This is a genomic window from Mesorhizobium sp. Root695, from assembly GCF_001428185.1.
Classification (GTDB): Bacteria; Pseudomonadota; Alphaproteobacteria; order Rhizobiales; family Rhizobiaceae; genus Mesorhizobium.
In genome coordinates, this window is sequence record NZ_LMHO01000001.1 from 383,842 (window position 1) to 404,246 (window position 20,405).

Annotated in this window: 17 protein-coding genes; 1 reads left to right on the plus strand and 16 read right to left on the minus strand. The window is 63.0% G+C overall.

Features of this window, described 5'->3' with window-relative positions:
• Together ASD99_RS01915 and ASD99_RS01920 are read right to left on the minus strand one after the other, a co-directional pair.
• Window positions 1–1,014: a carbohydrate ABC transporter permease gene (locus ASD99_RS01915; RefSeq protein ID WP_056589496.1), complete on the minus strand. Its 1,014-nt coding sequence runs from the start codon at window positions 1,012–1,014 to the stop codon at window positions 1–3.
• A 262-nt stretch (window positions 1,015–1,276) separates the two neighbouring features.
• A complete protein-coding gene (locus ASD99_RS01920; protein WP_057142537.1) occupies window positions 1,277–2,632 on the minus strand; it encodes an ABC transporter substrate-binding protein in 1,356 nt (451 codons plus the stop codon).
• 363 nt (window positions 2,633–2,995) lie between these two features.
• Here ASD99_RS01920 and ASD99_RS01925 point away from each other — a divergent pair, with 363 nt between their 5' ends.
• A complete protein-coding gene (locus ASD99_RS01925; RefSeq protein WP_056589503.1) occupies window positions 2,996–4,018 on the plus strand; it encodes a LacI family DNA-binding transcriptional regulator in 1,023 nt (340 codons plus the stop codon).
• 13 nt (window positions 4,019–4,031) lie between these two features.
• On the opposite strand, the gene ASD99_RS01930 is transcribed toward ASD99_RS01925, so the two are convergent.
• From ASD99_RS01930 to ASD99_RS01995, 14 genes are all read right to left on the minus strand, one after another.
• Entirely contained in the window at window positions 4,032–5,276 is a 1,245-nt protein-coding gene (locus ASD99_RS01930; RefSeq protein WP_057142683.1) for a flavin-containing monooxygenase, read from the minus strand.
• Between the two features lie 289 nt (window positions 5,277–5,565).
• Entirely contained in the window at window positions 5,566–6,987 is a 1,422-nt protein-coding gene (locus tag ASD99_RS01935) for a S8 family serine peptidase (protein WP_057142538.1), read from the minus strand.
• A complete protein-coding gene (locus ASD99_RS01940) occupies window positions 6,977–7,645 on the minus strand; it encodes an anti-sigma factor (protein ID WP_082583114.1) in 669 nt (222 codons plus the stop codon). Before ASD99_RS01940 ends, ASD99_RS01935 begins: the two co-directional genes overlap by 11 nt.
• Window positions 7,642–8,208, minus strand: a complete 567-nt coding sequence (locus ASD99_RS01945; RefSeq protein ID WP_057142684.1) for a sigma-70 family RNA polymerase sigma factor — start codon at window positions 8,206–8,208, stop codon at window positions 7,642–7,644. The genes ASD99_RS01940 and ASD99_RS01945 overlap by 4 nt, the downstream gene beginning before the upstream one ends.
• Window positions 8,209–8,511: 303 nt before the next feature.
• The gene (locus ASD99_RS01950; protein WP_057142685.1) at window positions 8,512–9,351 is read right to left on the minus strand and encodes an alkaline phosphatase family protein; all 840 of its coding nucleotides are present in this window, start codon (window positions 9,349–9,351) and stop codon (window positions 8,512–8,514) included.
• Window positions 9,352–9,450: 99 nt separating this feature from the next.
• Window positions 9,451–11,040, minus strand: a complete 1,590-nt coding sequence (locus tag ASD99_RS01955) for an ABC transporter substrate-binding protein (protein WP_057142540.1) — start codon at window positions 11,038–11,040, stop codon at window positions 9,451–9,453.
• A 122-nt stretch (window positions 11,041–11,162) separates the two neighbouring features.
• Window positions 11,163–12,818: an ABC transporter ATP-binding protein gene (locus ASD99_RS01960; RefSeq protein ID WP_056589521.1), complete on the minus strand. Its 1,656-nt coding sequence runs from the start codon at window positions 12,816–12,818 to the stop codon at window positions 11,163–11,165.
• The gene (locus ASD99_RS01965) at window positions 12,818–13,642 is read right to left on the minus strand and encodes an ABC transporter permease (RefSeq protein ID WP_056589525.1); all 825 of its coding nucleotides are present in this window, start codon (window positions 13,640–13,642) and stop codon (window positions 12,818–12,820) included. The genes ASD99_RS01960 and ASD99_RS01965 overlap by 1 nt, the downstream gene beginning before the upstream one ends.
• 11 nt (window positions 13,643–13,653) lie before the next feature.
• Entirely contained in the window at window positions 13,654–14,613 is a 960-nt protein-coding gene (locus tag ASD99_RS01970) for an ABC transporter permease (protein WP_057142541.1), read from the minus strand.
• 16 nt (window positions 14,614–14,629) lie between these two features.
• The gene (locus ASD99_RS01975) at window positions 14,630–16,216 is read right to left on the minus strand and encodes an ABC transporter substrate-binding protein (protein ID WP_056589531.1); all 1,587 of its coding nucleotides are present in this window, start codon (window positions 16,214–16,216) and stop codon (window positions 14,630–14,632) included.
• 154 nt (window positions 16,217–16,370) lie between these two features.
• Entirely contained in the window at window positions 16,371–18,356 is a 1,986-nt protein-coding gene (locus ASD99_RS01980) for a CocE/NonD family hydrolase (protein WP_057142542.1), read from the minus strand.
• Window positions 18,357–18,438: 82 nt separating this feature from the next.
• Window positions 18,439–19,032: a nucleoside deaminase gene (locus ASD99_RS01985; protein WP_057142543.1), complete on the minus strand. Its 594-nt coding sequence runs from the start codon at window positions 19,030–19,032 to the stop codon at window positions 18,439–18,441.
• Window positions 19,032–19,535, minus strand: a complete 504-nt coding sequence (locus tag ASD99_RS01990; protein ID WP_057142544.1) for an ureidoglycolate lyase — start codon at window positions 19,533–19,535, stop codon at window positions 19,032–19,034. The genes ASD99_RS01985 and ASD99_RS01990 overlap by 1 nt, the downstream gene beginning before the upstream one ends.
• Complete coding sequence (locus ASD99_RS01995; protein WP_056589544.1) at window positions 19,532–20,395, minus strand: bifunctional allantoicase/(S)-ureidoglycine aminohydrolase; 864 nt, start codon at window positions 20,393–20,395, stop codon at window positions 19,532–19,534. Before ASD99_RS01995 ends, ASD99_RS01990 begins: the two co-directional genes overlap by 4 nt.
• Window positions 20,396–20,405 lie beyond the last annotated feature (10 nt).

A 20,405-nucleotide genomic window follows, 5' to 3' on the forward strand; every position in this document is an offset into this window, starting at 1 on the left:
TCAATGCCCTCCCGTCTCTTTGTTCGCCTGGCGGATGTTCCAGACCATGATCGGAATGACCGCGATCATAATGATGATGGCGATGGTGGCGCCGCGGCCGAAATCGCCGCCGCCACGGAACATCCAGTCGAACATCAGATTGGCCAGCACCTGGCTGTTCCACTGGCCGTTGGTCATCGTCAGCACGATGTCGAACACCTTGAGCACCAAGATGGTGATCGTGGTCCAGACGACAGCGATGGTGCCCCAGATCTGCGGCACCATGATCTTCCAGAAGATCTGGAAGGGATTGGCACCGTCGATGACGGCGGCTTCCAGTGTCTCTTCGGGAATGCCGCGCAGGGCGGAGGATAGGATGACCATGGCAAAGCCGGTCTGGATCCAGATCAGGATCACCATCAGGAAGAAATTGTTCCAGAACGGCAGCGATATCCAGACCTGCGGCTGGCCGCCGAAATGCTGGATGATGGCGTTGAGGATGCCGATCTGCGTCTGCCCCTCGCCACGATACTCGTAGATGAATTTCCAGATGACGCTGGCGCCGACGAAGGAGATCGCCAGCGGCAGGAAGATCAGGCTCTTGGCGATCGTGCCCCACCAGATTTTGTCGGTGAGCACGGCGATGATCAGTCCAAGGAAGGTGCAGGCGGCGGGCACGACCGCCAGCCAGATGATGTTGTTGAGGATCGAGTTGCGGAACTCGCGGTCGCCGAAGGCCCATTCGTAATTGGCGAAGCCGACGAAATTGATGCCGCCGCGATCGAGGAAGGACAGCCGCAGCGTCTCGACCACGGGATAGATCAGGTAGATGGTCAGGATGATCATCGCTGGGCCAACAAACAGCCAGGGACGGACCAGCCCTTGCCGACGCAGATTGTCGATGGCCGCGGCACCGGCGACGCCGCGCGACGGGAATATCAGGTCGACCAGCTTGTTGGCGCCCCAGAAATAGGCGACGCAACCGCCGACGCCGACGATGATGACGAAAATGGCCGAGAAAATCTGAGCCGCCATGGGTCCCTCCCCCTGCGCATCATCAGCCAAAGCCGAACGGTTCGGGCGGTGAGATGCGCCGATTCAGTTGTTCAGAGCGCGATCGCCAGGCAAGATGGGTTTTCCCTTTGCTGATCACGCTTCATGCCGGATGTCTGTGTGCTCATGATAGTCGCCGCGGCGCGGGCCGCCGGTCGGATCCGGGCCTCCAGGACCCGGATCCAGTCAGGATCGGATGGTCCAAACGTCCAGCCGAACGATCGGCTGCTTACCTGTCGGTCACCTACTTGATGGCGTCCCAGCTCTTCTGGATGTCGGTGGCGACATCCTGCGCGGACTTGCCGCCGACCAGGTCGATCATGCCGGTCCAGAAGGCGCCGGCGCCGATCTTGCCCGGCATCAGGTCGGAACCGTCGAAGCGGAAGGTCGAGGCGTTGGCGAGGATTTCGCCCTGCTTCTTCAGCGCGTCGCTGGCATAGGCATCCTTGTTGACCGACTTGAGCGGCGTCACGAAACCGCCCTCGGCCATCCAGATCTCATGGGCGAGCGGCATCTTCAGGAATTCGATGAACGCGCGCGCTGCCTTGGAGTCCTTGGTGATCATCGCCAGCGTACCGGCGCCGAGCACGGGCGTGCCCAGTTCAGGCTTGGAGGCATAGGGCGGAAAGTAGAAGAAGTCCGCGTCCTGGCCGACCTTGGTGCCTTCCGGGAAGAAGGTCGGGATGAACGATGCCTGATGGTGCAGGTAGCATTTCGGCGGCACCGCGAAGAGGCCCTTCGGGCTGTCGCGGAAATCAGTCGCCGCAACCGCCTTGGCGCCGCCATCGACCATCTTGTCGTCGGTGGCGATCTTGCCGAAGATGTCGATGGCGTTGACCACCGCCGGATCGTTGAACGGAATCTCGTTCTTCACCCATTTGTCATAGACTTCCGGAGGCTGGGTGCGCAGCATCAGGTCTTCGACCCAATCGGTTGCCGGCCAGCCGGTGGCGCCGCCCGAGCCGAGACCGATGCACCACGGCTTGCCGCCATCGGCGATGATCTTCTTTTCGAGATCGGCGAGTTCTTCCTGCGTCTTCGGCACCTTGTAGCCGGCTTCCTCGAAATTATCCGGCGAATACCAGACCAGCGACTTCACGTCGGCCTTGTAGGGGAAGGCGAAGAAGCCCGGCTTGCCGTCCTTGTCCTTGAAGGTGCCGAGATCGACCCATGACTGTCCGGCGCCGTAATTGTCCTTGACCCATTTGGCGGTGTCGTCACCGAGGGGCGTCAAAAGGCCTTTCGATGCAAGGTCCTGGATCAGGCCCGGCTGCGGCAGCACGGCGATGTTGGGCGGGCTACCGGCCTGTGTGTCGATGACGATCTGCTGTTCGTAATTCTCCGAGGAGGAGTATTTGATCTCGACGCCGGTGGCTTCCGAGAAATAGTCGAGAACGCCGCGCACCAGGCCTTCGTCCTCACCGCGCCACGGTCCGAAGATCGACAGCGTCTCACCCTTGAGGTCGACTTTCTTGAGCTCTTCGTAGTTCGCCCAGTTGAAGCGCTTGTCTTCGCCTGGCTTGAACTTCAGCTCGGCATGCGCGGGCGCGTTCAGGGCGAGCGTGGCAAACGCAGCACCCAGCAAAAGCATTTTCTTCATCGGTATTCCTCCCAGTGGGTCACACACACCGGACGGAACCTCCATTCCGCCCGCCGACGCCGCAGGACTGTGACTCAGTCAGAAAGGAACCGCAACCTTTCGAAGAGTCTTCCAAAGCGCTTTGGCTTTTTTGATCTCGCCATTGAATCGCCTGGAAGTCAAGAGGCTGGCGAACTAATCGATTTAATTTCGCACGTTTGCGATAGAAAAAGTGCGCTGCAACATGCTTTTATGGCGGTGCAGCAGCAATTTTTGTTTCAAACCGGCCTAAACCGCGTCTATGGTTCATCCTCCTATGGACCGGCCCTTACGGCACTTGGGTCGATTCAATCTGAAAGCGCTTTGAGGGAATGGAGACCTTTCGTGAACCTCAAGCAGCTCGCCCATATGCTGGCACTTTCGCAGACCACGGTAAGCCGCGCCCTGAACGGCTATCCCGAGGTCAACGAGGAAACGCGCCGGCGGGTGATGGATGCCGCCAAGCGCCATGGCTACCGCCCCAATCCGAGCGCGCGCCGGCTGGCGACCGGCAAGACCGGGATGATCGGCTATGTCCTGCCGACCGGTGCCGCTGTCGATATCGATCCGCATTTCGTCGAGTTCCTGTCCGGCCTCGGCGACTACGCCCGCTCGCATGAACTCGACCTGGTGCTGTCGCCGGCCGACGCCGACGACCAAGAGACCACCTACCGGCGCATCGTCGCCAACCGGCAGGTCGATGCTGTCTACATCTCGTCGCCAAGGCCCGCCGACCGGCGCGTGGCGCTGGTCAACACGCTCGGCATTCCCTTCATCGTCCATGGCCGCAGCGAAGGTTTCGACTTCGACTATGCCTTCACCGACATCGACAACGAGGGCGCCTTCCACGAGGCGGCCAGGCTGCTGATCCAGCTCGGCCACCGGCGGCTGGCGCTGATCAACGGCGACGATCGCGAGACCTTCGCCATCCATCGCGAACGCGGCGTGCGCCGGGCGCTTGCCGCGAGCGGGCTGACATTGGGCGAGCGCCATGTCTGCTCGGTGGCGATGACCGAGGAGAACGGCTATCGCGCCACCAGGCGTTTGCTGGAAGAGGGCGACGCGCCGACAGCGATCGCCTGCTCCAGCCTGATCATGGCGCTGGGCGTCGTTCGTGCTGTGCGCGACCTCGGCCTGAGCATTCCGGCTGACGTGTCGCTGATCGCCCATGACGATGTCTTCCCCTGGCTAAGGCCGGAGAATTTCTCGGTGCCGCTGTCGACGACGCGTTCATCCATCCGTCTCGCCGGCGCCCGCGTCGCCGAGCGGCTGGCGGCACGGATTTCGGGGCTGGAAGAGGGGGCGCGAGGCGAGGTCTGGCCGGTCGACCTGGTGGTCAGGGGATCGGTGGCCGGCGCACCTGCGTAGGGCAGACAGCCCGTCAGGAATGCCTCACGATGTGTTCGACAAGGCGATGTGCCTCCTCGGCAATCGCCAATATTGTGCCTGATTTGCGCGTGGAGGCAAAATCTAGCCCGGCGAAGTAGATGCCTGGCTGAACGGCCACGCCATCCTCATGAATAGGCTGTCCTTGCGAGTCGAGCACCCCCGGGAGATTCACGCAACTGAAATCGCCCCGGAAGCCAGTGCACCACGCCACGGTCGTGATGCCGGACTTGGCAACATCAAGAGAACGGACAGCCGGATTGGGTAGATGGACTGCGACAGTCTCCGCTGGATCGGGTTCCGAAAGGGGAGCATCGATTCCGGAGCGGCTGATATACTCGTCGATATAGCGTTTGACGTTGGCCGAAGCTTCGTCCGCAAAACGAACGTTCGCTTCCAGATCGTCGTCGAACAAGAGACAGCCGCCGCCCTCGACGCCTGCGAACCGGCCAAGCAGCACGATACCGCGGGCACTGAGTCCCTGGAGGCTTAACGTGTATTCCGCCCCAAGCAGACCACGAGGTGGAACGCGTCCCGCAAGTCGAATGATTTCCTCTCGACGTACGTCGAGAAACCCGCTTTCGACGAGCCAGATCATGATGTCGCGACCTCGGTAGCGCCGTGAGAGCCGTCCGACCCGACTGGTGGCAAGGAAGACTGTTCGGCCTGTTTCTGTCAAATCCTCCGCGATCTGGGCACCCGACTGGCCGCTTCCGACCACCAGCACCGCTCCATCCGGGAGATCGGCGGCGCTGCGGTAATCCGAAGCGTCGATCTGGCGGAGGCTCGGCGGCAACGCAGCGGTCCAAGGTGGGCGCGCCGGACAGTTCATATCACCGCTCGCGATCACCACGTTCCGCGCCAAAAATGTGCCGCGCGAGGTGGTCAGTCGATACGCGCCATTCTCGTGCACGCCGGTGAGTTCGGTCACCGCGGTGTCCGGTTCGACCGGGAGCCCGTTCCGCTCGGCGAAGTCCTCAAGGAGGGCGACGAACTGGTTGCGCGTTAGGGCACCGAACGGGTCTGAACCGTCATAGCTGTCGCCTGGCATGACAGTCTGCACGTTGGGGGTATTCATCCGAAAAGTATTCCACCGCTGCGTGCGCCAGGTTTCTCCGATGCGGCCTCGCTCCAATATGCTATGCCGCAGGCCTTGCCGTGTCAGCGAATAGCTGACGCCTAGGCCGGCCCAGCCGGCCCCGACGACCACCGCATCAAGGACATTGGCGTTGCTCCTCATTTGCCGCAGGCCCTTGTGCCAGAGTCGTTGCAGCGCTTTGATGTGGGCAAAGATGAACGTGACGCCTTCGCCAGCGGCCCAGCGCCGAGATAGCAGTCGATGCCGCCTGAACAGACCACTGCGTTCCGCATAGTCCCCCCTCCGGTATAGGTGCAAGATAACACCTCTGTCGGCCCGGCCAAAATTTCGCTCGACACCGAAGCAGGGAGATCAAAGCCCTGCATGCGTACCCTTCAAGGCGGCGACAGCTTCAGGAAAACGGCATAATGCTGGGCGGCCAACGTTAGACCTACTCCTTTGCCGCCGCCTTGATGTCCAGCAGCCCGTAGCCGAAATCATTGTCGCGGCCCTTGGGGCCGAGATCCCTGGCCGTTGCCGCGAGCGACTTCTCGATGTCGTCGGCCGAGCGATCGGGCGCGGCATGGATGAGGTTGGCGATGGCGCCGCTCACGATCGCCGCCGCAAACGAGGTCCCGGTGACCACGTCCGAGCCGGCGCCGCTCGGTGCCACCATCTCGACGCCGGGCGCCGAGATGAAGACATAGGCGCCGCGATTGGCCTGCGGCATCAGCCCGTCCCTGGCGTCGGTGGCGGTCACCGCGATGACGCCGTCGAAGGCGGCCGGATAACCATAGGGTGCTTTGGGCCCATTGTTGCCGGCGGCGGCGACCAGCACCATGCCGAGCGCGCGGGCATTGCGGCAGGCGACGCCGAGCAGGTCGTTCTTCGGCCCGACGAAGCTCATGTTGATGATGCGCACGTCCTGCTCCGCTGCCCAGTCGAGCGCCGACAGGATGACGTCCATGGTCGACTTGCCGCCCTCGAAGGCACGGGCGTGGTAGATCCTGGCGCCGGGCGCCATGCCTTCCAGCGCGCCGACGCCGGCGATCAGGCCATCGATCGACGTGCCGTGATCGCGCTTTTCGATCGGTACGCCGGGCATGGCGTCGAATTGCCCGGCAATGACGCCCGCCAGCGCCGGGTTGGTGTCGTCGATCCCGGTGTCGATCACCGCGATGCGGACATTTTCGCCACTGGCTTGTTTGGCATCGAGCGCGATGCGGTCGAAGGCATAGTTGACGATGCTGGCGGCCTGCTGCAGCGAATAGACATGGTTGGGCTCGCGCCGCTGTGTGCGGCCATCGGCGGCCAGTTGCGCCAGCACGGCGCCCACGGGCCGGCCGTCGGGAATGCCGAAGCGCACCAGCGTGGTGCCAAGCAGCCGCGACTGGCGCTGCGAGCGCACCTGGAGGCCGAAGGAAGCGGCGATCTGCTGGACAGTGCCGGCATCGCCGTCGACGGTCACCAGCACCTCGTCGGGCACGAAATCGCCGACCACCGCGCGCGGCGGTTGAACGGCGATGAGATCGGTCGGCGAGACGATCGGGCCGCCAGGCGGGGGGCCGGCTTGAGTGTCGGCCGGCGGCGTTGCGGGCGCCGGCCGTGGCGTCGGCACCGGCGCCGGATTGGGAAACAGGTCGACGATCAGCGCCGGCAGGAAGACAGCGCCGGATTGGCCTGCGTCCGATCCGCTTTTTGTATCACTGCCACCCTTGGCGCAGTCGGCTCCCGACGCGTTGGCTCCGTTGCGGCAGTCGGTTTTCGTCTGATCGGGATTGGGGTCGCTGGTTTGTGCTGACGCGGGCACGGCGGCGATTGTCATCGCCGCCGCAAGCATTGCCGCAAATCGAATGACTGCCTCAGCCGCCATCAACCGGTTTCCTTCCCTCGATCACAGTCTCCGTAAAAGGCTGGGCGGCAATAAGGCCGATTTGCTTCGCATAGTCGGCTGCGCTGGCAGCCGGCATGCCAAGCCGGAACACGCCGTCGGCGGTCGGTCCACCGATGATCTTCAGCCCGTTGCTGCCGAGGAAGCCAGAAATGTCCGACATCTTGGCATCCGGCTTGAACTTGACCAGGGCGAACGGCATTTTCGCCAGATCGTCTTGCGCGCCGGCAATCTCGAAGTCATTGCCCTTGCCGCCAGGCTCGACAAACGACTGCACCATGACCAGGGCCAGCAGAACCGCGGCCGCGGCCCAGGCGACGCCAACCGGCACCGCCATGAAGCGGCCCCAGGCCTGCGCCAGCCAGGACGAACCTGCCGGTTTGCGCGCAGGCCCGGCCTCGGCGTCGAGCGCCCTGGCGAAGCGGCTGAGCGCATCGGCCGGCGGCCGGATCGCTTCGTTGGCGGCGGTGGTGCCGGAGAATTCGGCTTCCGCTTCGCCAAGGGCGGCAAGTGCGGCCGGATCGCTGGCCAGCCATTCCTCGACGGCTTCCAGATCCGAACCTTCCAGCGAGCCGTTCAGATAGAACGGCAGCAGCGTTTCCATTTCGTCGCGGCGCGACATCTTTTCAGCGGCGCTCATGGCCACCCCCTGTCGTGACCGGCGGCCTTGAGGGCCTCGCCGAGTTTCTTGCGGGCGTAGAACATCCGGGTCTTGACGGTCGCGACCGGAATGTCGAGCACCTCACCGATCTCGCTCACCGACTGTCCGTGATAATAGGCAAGATCGATCACCACGCGATGCTCATCGGGCAATGCGTTGACGAAGCGCCGCAAGGCGGCAGCCTTGTCTTCCTTCATGGTGACGACTTCCGGCGTATCGGCGCCGTCGGGCACCGCGGCAGCGGCCTCGTCGTCGATCCAGTCTTCCTTCTTCTTGCGCAGCAAGGACAGCGCTTTGAAACGGGCGATGCCGAGCAGCCATGTCGAGACTTCGGAGCGTCCCTCGAAGCTTGGCGCCTGGCGCCACAGCTCGAGGAACACTTCGTTGGCGATATCGTCAGCCATCATTTCCGATCCCGTCTGGCGCGCCACGAAGCGGTAGACCCGCGCGTGGTGACGCATGAACAGGAGCCGCACGGCGGCACGGTCGCCCTTCGCGACCCGGTCGACAAGCGCGCGATCAGTCTCCGTCGCTGCCGTCATGGCCGGTCGAGCCGCCTGGCTCCTGTCTGCTCTGTCGCTGATCGGTCCAAAAAGGTTCATCCTCCGCCAAGGAATTTTGCGGAGGCTAACCGAAGAGCGGGGCGGTTGCCAGAGGGGGAGGAGCGTCCGCCGGAGGCGGGTCAATCGACAACGATTTGTCGATTGAAGTGACGAACGCCCGAAGCCATAGCGCAGGGCTGGCAGGGGGGATGGGTTATCACCACCCGGCCCTTCGCAGGCTCAGGGCGTTCGAAGCTCGAAAAGCCAAGCAATTGGCTTTTCGTCCGCTACGCGGACCGCTTCTCACCCCAAGAAAGACTTAGCCATCATCGTCGCGGGCACGGGAACACCCAGCCGGCTCAGAACCGTCGGCGCCAGCTGCAGCTGATCGAGCAGCGTATCGGCCTGCGGTCCCTTGCCGGCGCCGAAATAATACAGCGCGAAATCCTGCATCTCGTCGTCATGGCCTCCATGATGGCCACGGTCGGTCTGGCCATGGTCGGCGGTGACCATCACCTCATAACCGGCTTCGATCCAGCGCGGCAGGAAGGCCGCCAGCATGCCGTCCATCGCATAGACGGCATGGTCCATCTCGTGGCAGTCGTGGCCGAAGCGGTGCCCCATCGAATCCAGCGTGCAGGTGTGCAGGATGCCATAGTCGATGCCGTGGCGTTTGGTCAGCATGGTCAGCGTCGCGAACAGGTCAACATCACTCGGCGTCATCTGGTTGCGAGCGTTGTAGCCGGTCATGGTGTGGAAGCGGCCATGCGTGATCGGCCCGTCTGGTTCGTCGAATTCCATGTCCTCGACCAGGTCGAACGGATAGGCGCGGAAGAATTCCGACCAGTAGGAATGTGTCACCGCACCCGTCTTGCCGCCGGCCTTGCTGACTTCTGAGAAGATGTCAGGCTGCTCGACGCGAAACCGGTTCTCGTTGGACAGGATGCCGTGCACCTGCGGCGAAACCCCGGTGTGGATCGACGCATAGCAGCAGGCTGACGTCGACGGCAGCACGGAGCGCATCTTCCAGATGCGCGCCTCGCCCGATTGCACCCAGCCTTCGAGATTGCCCATCAGCCGGCGCCAGTTCCTGTAAGGCACGCCGTCGAGGATGATCAGCAAAAGCTTGGATTTGAGCGCCATGGGCGGCTCCATGCGGTTTGGCAGTTGAAACGGGAACGCCGTGTGCCGTTCTGGGCACACGGCGTTCTTGATAACTGAAATCGGACGATTAGGTTTCGGTTAAGCGTTGAGCCAGCACTCGCCGAGCGCGTAGCCGTCCATCATTTCGCCGATCGGGCTCTTGGCAAAGCCGCTGATCTTGTTGGTGGCGGCCGCGTCGATGAACTGGTTGAAGAAAGGCACGATCAGGCCGCCTTCGTCGCGCATCATCACCGCCATGTCGTGGTAGATCGCCTTGCGCTTGGCCTGGTCGAGTTCGCCACGCGCCGCAAACAGCATCTTGTCGAATTCCGGCCGCTTGAAACGCGTGTCGTTCCAGTCGGCGGTCGAGACGTAGCCGGTGGAGTACATCTGGTCCTGCGTGGCGCGTCCGCCCCAGTAGGAGAGCGAGAAGGGCTGCTTGTTCCAGACCTCCGACCAGTAGCCGTCGCCGGGCTCGCGCTTGATCTCGATCTTGATGCCGGCCTTGGCGCAGGACTGCTGATAGAGCTGGGCGGCATCGACGGCGCCCGGGAAGGCGACGTCCGACGTGCGCAGCACGATCGAGCCGCTATGGCCTGATTTCTTGTAGGCTGCAGCCGCCTTGTCCGGATCGAACTTGCGCTGCTCGATGTCGGTGGAAAACAGCGGATAGGCCTCGTTGATCGGGAAGTCGTTGCCGACCGAGCCATAGCCGCGCAGGATCTTTTCCAGCATCTCCTCGCGGTCCATGGCGAGTTTCAGCGCCATCCGCAAGTCGTTGCTGTTGAAGGGGGCGGTGTCGCAGAACATGTTGAACGGGTAGTAACCCTTGCCCGAGACGTTCTCGATGGTGACTCCCGCGATGCGCTTGACCAGATCCACGACCTTGGGCTCGACGCGGTTGATCATGTGCACCTGACCACCCTGCAAGGCAGCCAACCGCGCCGTAGCGTCGTTGATGACGACGATCTCGACTTGGTCGGCATGGCCGGCCTTGTCGCCTTGCCAGTAATTGGCGAAGCGCTCGCCGCCATGGCGCACGCCCGGCTGGTTGACGGTGACCTTGTAGGGCCCGGCGCTGATGCCGGCATTGGGATCGTCCTTGCCGCCATTCGGCTGGATGACGAGATGGTAGTCGGCCATCAGATAGGGGAAGTCGGCATCGGCGTCGCCGAGCGTGACGATCACTTCCTTGCCGCTCGCCTTGACGCCCTTGATGTTCTTGAGGATGCCGAGCGCGCCGGATTTCGACTTCTCGTCGGCATGGCGCTCGATGGTGGCCGCGATGTCTTCGGCGGTGACGGTCTTGCCATTGTGGAACTCGATGCCGTCGCGCACCTTGATCGTCCAGGTCTTGGCGTCCTTGGCGGCGCCGATCTCCTCGGCGATCAGATTTGTCAGGCTGTTGTCGGGCATCAGCCGGACAAGGTATTCGCCCCACTGCTTGCCGAAGCTGTAGGTGACCTGGCTGAGGTTGAGCGCCGGGTCGAGGCTGTTGGTCGACTCGCCGCCTTGCAGGCCGGCCTTGATCGTTCCACCCTTGACCGGCGTCTGGGCAAAAGCCTTGCCGGCCAGTGTCGTTGCCAGTGCCGCCGACACGCCAAGAGCGGCTGTGCGGCCGAGGAAGTCGCGGCGCGATATCCGGCCCTGGCCGGCGAGCTCAGCGAGATGGTCGAGTTCAGTTTTCATTTTTCCTACCCCTTTTCAAAACAACGTCACACAAGCGGCGCCCGTCCGAAGGCGTGTGGTACTCTTGTGTTGCATTTGGATGACGCCCGCCGGCTCTCCTGAACTCGCGGACCGCTGATTTGCTAGTTCCCCGCGCTGGCCATGCGTCGTCCCTTGATAGCCTTTTCCAGCCAGCCGATCTCCATTTCCGGAACCGAGGAGAGGAGAAGATCGGTATAGGCGTCGAAGGGCGGCGTCAGAACCTTGCTCTTCGGACCGTAGCGCACCACCTCACCGCGATACATTACCGCGATCGAATCGGCGATCGACTTCACCGTCGCGAGATCGTGCGTGATGAACAGATAGGCGACGTTCTCCTCCTTCTGCAGTTCGAGCAGCAGCTCGAGGATGCCGTGCGCCACCAGCGGATCGAGTGCTGAAGTCACCTCGTCGCAGATGATCAGCTTGGGTTTGGCGGCAAGTGAGCGGGCGATGCAGACGCGCTGCTTCTGGCCGCCGGAAAGCTCGGCCGGGTAGCGGTCGGAAAAGCCCTTGCCCATCTCGATTTTGTCGAGCAGTTCGGCGACGCGCTTGTCGCGTTCGCGGCCACGTATGCCGAAATAGAATTCGAGCGGCCGGCCGATGATGGTGCCGACGGTCTGACGCGGGTTCATCGCCACGTCGGCCATCTGGTAGATCATCTGCAACTGCCGCAGGTCCTCCTTCGGTCGGTCGGCCAGCCGGTTTGCCAGCGGGCGCCCGTCGAAGGTGACGGTTCCCTCTTCTGGCGGCAAAAGGCCGGTGATGGCGCGCGCCAGCGTCGACTTGCCGGAGCCGGACTCGCCGACAACGGCCAGCGTCTGGCCTGGATAGATGTCGACCGAGACGTTCTTCAGCACCTTGATGTGGCTGCGGCCATAGGCGGCGGTGACGTTCTTCACCGACAGGAACGGCGTCGTGCCGGGCTTCTGTTCGGCATGCTCGATCTCATGCACCGACACCAGCGCGTTGGTGTATTCCTGGCGCGGCTCCTTGATGATCTGCCTTGTGCCGCCCCATTCGACCAGCCTTCCATGGCGCAGCACCATGATCTCGTCCGAGACCTGGGCGACGACGGCAAGGTCGTGGGTGATGTAGAGCGCCGCCACATGGGTGTCGTGGATGGCATCCTTGATCGCCGCCAGCACGTCGATCTGCGTCGTCACATCGAGCGCCGTGGTCGGCTCGTCGAAGACGATCAGGTCCGGCTCCGAGCACAGCGCCATCGCCGTCATTACACGCTGCAACTGGCCACCCGAAACCTGGTGCGGAAAGCGCTCGCCGATGGTTTCGGGATTTGGCAGGCTGAGCTTCTTGAACAGCGCAACCGCGCGCTTCTCGGCCTCGGCTCGTGTCGCGGTGCCGTGTAGCAGCGTGGCCTCCACCACCTGGTCCATCAGCTTGTGCGCCGGGTTGAAGGCGGCTGCCGCCGACTGTGCGACATAGCAGACCTCGCGGCCGCGCAGCTTGCGGAAGCCGTCCTTGCCGCCCTTGAGGATGTCGCGGCCGTTGAGGATGACCTCGCCGCCGGTGATGCGCACGCCACCGCGACCATAACCCATCGACGACAGGCCGATGGTCGACTTGCCGGCCCCGGATTCGCCGATCAGGCCAAGCACCTTGCCCTTCTCGAGCGTCAGCGAGACATCGTGCACCAGCACGATGTTCTTCGGCGGTTCGCCGGGGGGGAAGACGGTGGCCTCGATCCGCAGATTGCGGATGTCGAGCAGCAGGCCGGGTTTCGCTTTGCTGTCGGCCATCACCCGCGTCCTCCCTTGAGGCTTGTCGTCCGGTTGAGCACCCAGTCGGCAACCAGGTTGACGGAAATCGCCAGCAAGGCGATCGCCGCCGCCGGGATGAGTGCGGCCGCGATGCCGAAGACGATGCCGTCCTTGTTTTCCTTGACCATGCCGCCCCAGTCGGCGTCCGGTGGCTGCACGCCGAGGCCGAGGAACGACAGCGTCGACAGGAACAGCACGGCGTAGATGAAGCGCAGGCCGAGTTCGGAAACCAGCGGCGACAGCGCATTGGGCAGTATCTCACGGAAGATGATCCAGGCGCTGCCTTCACCGCGCAGTTTCGCTGCCTCGACATAGTCCATGACATTGATGTCGACGGCGACCGCGCGCGACAGGCGATAGACGCGGGTCGAGTCGAGAATGCCCATCACCAGGATCAGCGTGACCAGGTTGGTCGGCAGCACGGACAGCACGACGAGGCCCATGATCAGCGTCGGGATCGACATCAAAAGGTCGACAAGGCGCGACAGCAGCGTGTCGAACCAGCCGCCAAAGACGGCCGCCGAGAAGCCGAGAATCGCGCCGAGCGAGAACGAGAGCGCGGTGGCCAGCACCGCGATGAATAGGGTGATGCGGGCGCCGTAGATCATGCGCGAAAGCAGATCGCGGCCGAGGTTGTCGGTGCCCAGCCAATGCGTCGCCGACATAGGCTCCCAGACGTCGCCGACGATTTCGCCATTGCCGTGCGGTGCGATCCACGGCGCGAAGACCGCCGCCAGAACGAACAGCGCCGTCAGGACAATACCGATCAGCGCGGGGATGGGGATGCGTTTGATATCGAGCATATCCGCCCCCCCTATTTTGGATGTCTGAGACGCGGATTGGCGACGATGGCCCCGATGTCCGCGATGATGTTCAGGCTGATGTAGACCGCGGCGAAGATCAGGCCGACCGCCTGCACCACCGGCACGTCGCGTTTAGTGACGTGGTCGACGAGATACTGCCCCATGCCCGGATAGACGAAGATCACCTCGACCACGACCACGCCGACGATCAGATAGGCGAGGTTGAGCATGACCACGTTGATGATCGGCGCGATGGCGTTGGGGAAGGCGTGCTTGCGAATGACGTTGAAGGCCGAAAGGCCTTTCAGTTCCGCCGTCTCGACATAGGCCGACTGCATGACATTGAGGATCGCCGCCCGTGTCATGCGCATCATGTGGGCGAGCACGACCAGCGTCAGCGCCGTCGCCGGCAGCGCGATCGCCTGCATCCGCTCGCCGAACGGCATGCCGTCATAGACGGTCGAGATACCGGGGAATATCTGCCACTTCACGGCGAAGAAATAGACGAGCACATAGCCGATGAAGAATTCGGGGAAGGAGGTCGAGGCGAGCGCCAGGCCGGAGATCAGCTTGTCGACCCAGCCATTGCGGTAGCGCACCGCGATCAGGCCGAGGATGATCGCCAGTGGCACGGCCACGATGGCTGCCCAGAAGGCGAGGAACAGCGTGTTCCACAGCCGGCCCTTGATCGATGTCGCGATATCCTGGCCGCTCGACATGGCCGTGCCAAGATCTCCGGTCAGCACGCCGCCGAGCCAATGCAAATACCTGAGATAGGCAGGCTGGTTGAGCCCGAGCTGCTCGCGCAGATTGGCGAGCGACTCCGGGGTCGCGGACTGTCCGAGAATAGCTTGCGCAACGTCGCCGGGCAGGATCTGGGTGCCGGCGAAGATCAGGACCGAAACGGCCAACAAGAGGAGAATGCCCAGCGCAACGCGCTGGGCTACCAGTTTCAAGATGGGTGAGGACATATCCGCAAGGCCAAGCTCAGGCTTCGAGCCAGCACTTCGCCAGCGCGTAGCCGTTCATCAGCTCTTGATGTGGATCGTCAACCCAGCCGCCGACCTTGGCACCGGTCGCGTCGATGAACTGGTTGAACATCGGCAGGATCAGGCCGCCCTCGTCGCGCACCAGGACAGCCATGTCATGGTACATCTGCTTGCGCTTGGTCTCGTCGAGTTCGGCGCGCGCCGCCAGCACCATCTTGTCGAAGTCTGGACGCATGAAACGCGTGTCGTTCCAGTCGGCGGTCGAGAGATAAGCGGTGGAATACATCTGGTCCTGGGTAGAGCGGCCGCCCCAGTAGGAAGCGCAGAAGGGCTGCTTGTTCCAGACCTCGTTCCAATAGCCGTCGCCGGGCTCACGCTTGAGCTCGATCTGGATGCCGGCCTTGGCCGCGCTCTGCTGGAAGAGCTGGGAAGCATCGACAGCGCCCGGGAAGGCGACGTCCGAGGTGCGCAGCAGGACGGCGCCGTCATGGCCCGACTTCTTGAAGTGGAACTTGGCCTTGTCGGGATCGTACTTGCGCTGCTCGATCTCGGTAAACAACGGATAGGACGCGTTGATCGGGAAGTCGTTGCCGAGGGAACCGTAGCCGCGCAGGATCTTGTCCAGCATCTCCTCGCGGTCAATGGCCAGCTTGAGCGCCATGCGCAGGTCGTTATTGTCGAACGGCGCCGTGTTGCAATGCATGATGAACACGTAGTGGCCGGGACCGGCGTGATTGCGGATGGTGACGCCCGGCAGGCGCTTGATCAGGTCGACGATCTTCGGCTCGACGCGGTTGATCATGTTGACCTGGCCGCCCTGCAGGGCCGCGGTGCGCGCCGTCGCGTCGTTGATAACGATGACCTCGATCTGGTCGGCATGGCCCATCTTGTCGCCCTGCCAGTAATTGGCGAAGCGCTCGGCGCCATGGCGCACGCCAGGCTCATTGGTCTTGACCACGTAAGGGCCAGCCGAGATGCCGGCATCTGGCTTGTCCTTGCCGCCGTTAGGCTGGACGATCAGGTGATAGTCGCTAAGCAGGTAGGGAAGGTCGGCATTGGCTTCCTTCAGGGTCAGCACCACTTCCTTGCCGCTGGCCTTGATGGTTTCGATGCCCTTCATGTAGCCGAGCGCGCCGGACTTCGACTTCTCGTCGGAATGGCGCTCGAGTGTGGCGGCCACGTCCTCGGCGGTCACCGTCTTGCCGTTGTGGAATTCGACGCCGTCGCGGATCTTCAGCGTCCACACCTTGGCGTCGTCCGACGAGCCGATCTCCTCGGCGATGCGGTTCTCGAGCTTGCCCTCGGGTGACAGCTCGACGATCATTTCGCCCCAGCACTTGCCGAAAGCGAACGGCACCTGCGTCATCATCAGCGCAGGATCAAGGCTGTTGGTGGATTCACCACCGACCAGACCGGCCTTCAGCGTGCCGCCCTTGACCGGGCCGGCCGCGCGCGCCGCACTTGAAAGCAGGGAGTTGGCGAAGGGTGCGGAGATACCGAGCGCTGCCGCCCGGCCGAGAAAATCACGACGGCTCAGTTTGCCCGATGCGACACGCCGGCTAAGGAATTCGAGTTCGTTCGACATATTGAGTTCCTCACTCTGTTGGTTCGACTCTGCGGTCGTTTTTCTTATTTCTTGTGAGGAGAATAATGACCGCAAGGGAAAGCGGTAAGCAAGACCGAATGCGACATGCCGTGGCGTAAATCGTGCGTCGCAATTGGACTAATGATAGCGGCGCTCAAAGAAGCGCCCGCGGCACCTTCTCCTCGAAATAGCGTTCGAAAACAAGTTTCTCGCCTTCATAGGCCTCGATTCTGGCGCTGACGATGAAGTTTCGTGCGTCCGATCGCATCTCGGCCCGTGTCTCCGTACGCACCGACCATCCATTTCGCGACAGCGTCTGCGTCCAGTGTGTTTTCCCCGCGGCTGACAATGGATTGTCAGGATGGATCGTCCAGGTTTCGCGGGCGATGCTGCCGTTTGCCAGGTCATGGGCGAGATCTCGGAGCTCGCCGAAATCATCTGCTATGGAAAGTGTCACGATTCCCGTCTTTTCGTCCCGATCGACATGGCGCTCGGAATTGGCGGCGCGGATCGTCTCCGTTGCCCAGGGAGTGGCCCCCTCCGGCTCGGCGAACGTCGCTTCGTCGTCTGTCGCCGGCGGCCGCAGCGGCAAGCTGAGCGTCGCCGCCGACAAGGTGAGTTGGACCGGCTCCGGCGACGGCCAGATCATCGGCCAATAGGCGTTCGAAACGGCAACACGCAGGCGGTGGCCGGCCGGAACGCGATAGGCGCATTGATCGAGCACGACACGCGCCGACACGGTTTCGCCCGGCACCAGTGCTTCAGGGAATTCATGCGAATTGCGATGCGTCAGGTTGAGCACGCCATAGGAAATCAGCTCGGACGCGCCGTCCGGGTGCACATCGCACAGCCGGATCGCGATATTGGCCTGCGAGCGATCGGAGGATAGTCGCAGATCGACTTCCGGCGCGCCGACAACGTCGATCGCTTCGCCGAGTTCCTGCTGGTCGAAGCACACCGACAGCGCATCGTCGGGGCGCTGGTCGCCCGGCAGTTCCGGGCCGAAGGTGAAGGGAAAATACTCGCCGCCGGCCAGGCCGCAGCTTTGCGGCGAGGCGACGATGGCGGGTTTTTCGCCTGCGGGGATCAGATCGACCGTTTGCGTCTTGATGGCTGGCGAGGGCCATTGCTTTTCCGCAACCCAGCGGCCCGGCCGCTCGGGATGCCAGCGCGCCGGACGCACGCTGTCCATGACATAGGCGCGGTAGGCCGGGTCGGCCTCTACGCCGGTGTCGACACCCTTCAGCCAGCGGTCCCACCAGCGCAACGCCTCCTGCAGGAAGCCGATGGCGGGCTTGGGCCCGGCGTAGTGCGGGTATTTATGGATCCACGGCCCGATGATGCCCTTGACTGGGGCTTGGATGTTGCTGGCCAGATGCGAGACGGTATTGCGATAGCCGTCATGCCAGCCGCCGATCGACAGCACCGCGGCTTTGACGGCGGAAAAATCCTCGCAGATCGAGCCGCGCTTCCAATAGCCATCGCGATGCTGGTGCTTCAGCCACAGCGGCGCCAGGAAGCACTGGTTCTCCAGCCGGGTCAGCCACAGATCGCGCCATCTGTTGTCGCCGGCGATCAACGGGTCCGGTGGCCGCGACGAGTAGGACAGCATCGTCGAGGCCCAGCCGAAATTCTCGATCAGCAGGCAGCCGCCCTTGTAGTGGATGTCGTCGGCATAGCGGTCGACGGTCGAGCACAGGCTGATCACCGCTTTCAGCGCCGGCGGTTGCTTGGCCGCGACCTGCAGGCAGTTGAAGCCGCCCCAGGAAATGCCCATCATGCCGACATTGCCGTTGCACCAGGGCTGCGATGCCGCCCAGGCGATGACGTCGCAGGCGTCCTGCAATTCCTGCTCGGAATATTCGTCGTCCATCAGCCCTTCGGAATCGCCATTGCCGCGCATGTCGACGCGGATCGAGGCATAGCCGTGGCCGGCGAAATAGGGATGCGTCAGCTGATCGCGAAAGATGGTGCCGTCGCGCTTGCGGTAAGGCAAATGCTCAAGGATTGCCGGCACCGGATCGTCGCCTGCATCTTCCGGCATCCACACCCGCGCCGACAGGCGGCAACCATCCGGCATGACGATGGCCATGTCCGGGAATTCGACGACCTTGCGGGGAAATTCGGTGACGGTTTTCATGGCATGCTCCAGGATCGCCAGATGATGGAGCCTGCCGTACCGCGTCGTGGGCCAGCCAACGAATTCGGCTGGTCAATCCGCGTCAATTCAGCGGAATGTCGTTATCGTCCTTGTTCGCCTGATAGACGCCGGACAATTCGTCGTAGCGTGCCGAGATCTCGCCAATCCGCGTCTCCAGGCGCTGGCGCTCGGTCTCGGGCAGCGATCGCACCAGCCTGCGGATGGAAAAACTCTTCCAATAGGCATTCTCAGTGTTGTAGCCGCCGGGATCGAGGGTGAAGACCTCCTTCAGGATCTTCAGGTCGTGCGGGATGGCGAAGCTGTCGCGCGAATCCTCATGGCTGAAGAGGTAATAAAAATTGTCGAAGCCGGTCCAGGTGATTGCCGACAGGCACAGCGAGCAGGGTTCATGCGTGGCGAGGAAGATGGCGTCTTTCGTATCGACGCGCTCGGCCTTGGGCATTTCGTAGAAGCGCTTCAGGCAGTGCACCTCGCCATGCCAGAGCGGATTTTCCATCTCGTTGTTGGTCTCGGCCAGCACCAGCGAACGGTCCTCCTTGCGCAGGATCGCCGCGCCGAACAGCTTGTTGCCATGGGCAACGCCCTCGGCCGTCTTCGGCACGATGTCGTGCTCGATGACATCGAGCAGACGGTCGATCAGTGAAATATCGGTCATTATGGGCTCTCGTCGGGGAGATGGATCTCGTAGGCGTGCGAGAAATGGAACTCTTCGAGATTGGAGCCGTCGCCGCCACGGTCGACGATCAGGAAATCCTGGGCCTCGCCGAGCGGCGTCAGCACGCCATGCCAGAGATTGCGCCGGTAGTTGATGCCTTGGCCGGGTGCGGTGATGAAGGCATGCGGCTCGCTCGGCCCCTCATCGCCGTCATGGCAGACGATGACCAGGAAGGGGCGCGGCGACAGTGGAATGAAGGCTTGGCTGCCGAACGGGTGGCGCTCGACCATGCTCAATTTCAGCGGCAATTCGTAGGGCGTGCCGCGCACCATGGAGATCAGCACGCGGGCGTTAGGCCCAGTTGCTTCGGCGGTGGCGAGATCGTGATAGCGCTCGGCCTTGCCGCCATTGATCGGGTAGTGGTTGTCGCCGCCCATGTCGATGACGTCGCCGAAGGGGGCAAAGCTCTCGCGGATCAGCGGCCGCGCGACGATACGTGTCATGGCGCGCGCTTTGCGGTGCCTGCGCCGCCGAGCTTGGCATGCCGGTTGACGTCCTTGTAGAGCAGATAGCGGAATTTGCCCGGGCCGCCGGCATAGCAGGCCTGCGGGCAGAAAGCGCGCAGCCACATATAGTCGCCGGCCTCGACCTCGACCCAGTCCTGGTTGAGGCGATAGACCGCCTTGCCCTCCAGCACATAGAGCCCGTGCTCCATGACATGGGTCTCGGCGAAGGGTATGACCGCGCCGGGTTCCAACGTCACAATGGTCATGTGCATGTCGTGGCGCAAATCGGCCGGATCGACGAAACGCGTCGTCGCCCACCGGCCCTCGGTGCCGGGCATCGGCGTCGGCGCGATCTCCTGTTCGTAAGTGAAGAAGGCTTCCGGCGCATCGAGACCGTCGACCGCCTCGTAAGCCTTGCGAATCCAGTGGAAGCGCACGTCGGCCTTGCTTTCGTTGCGAACCGTCCAGCCGCTGGCCGGCGGCAGGAACGCAAAGCCGCCCGGTCGCAGCACATGCTTCTTGCCGGCAAGCAGAACCGTCAGTTCGCCTTCGACCACGAACAGGGCGCCCTCGGCGTCGGCATCGGGTTCCGGCCGATCGCTGCCGCCACCGGGCGCGACCTCGACAATGTATTGCGAGAACGACTCGGCAAATCCGGACAGCGGTCGCGACAAGATCCAGACGCGGGTCCTGTCCCAGAACGGCAGGGCGCTGGTGACGATGTCCTGCATCACCCCCCGGGGAATGACGGCGTAGGCCTCGGTGAAGACGGCGCGGCCGGTCAGAAGTTCGTTCTGGCCGGAATGGCCGCCGTGTGGAGCATAATAGGTTCGCTCGGGCATCCTGATCGTATCCATGGGTTCAAAC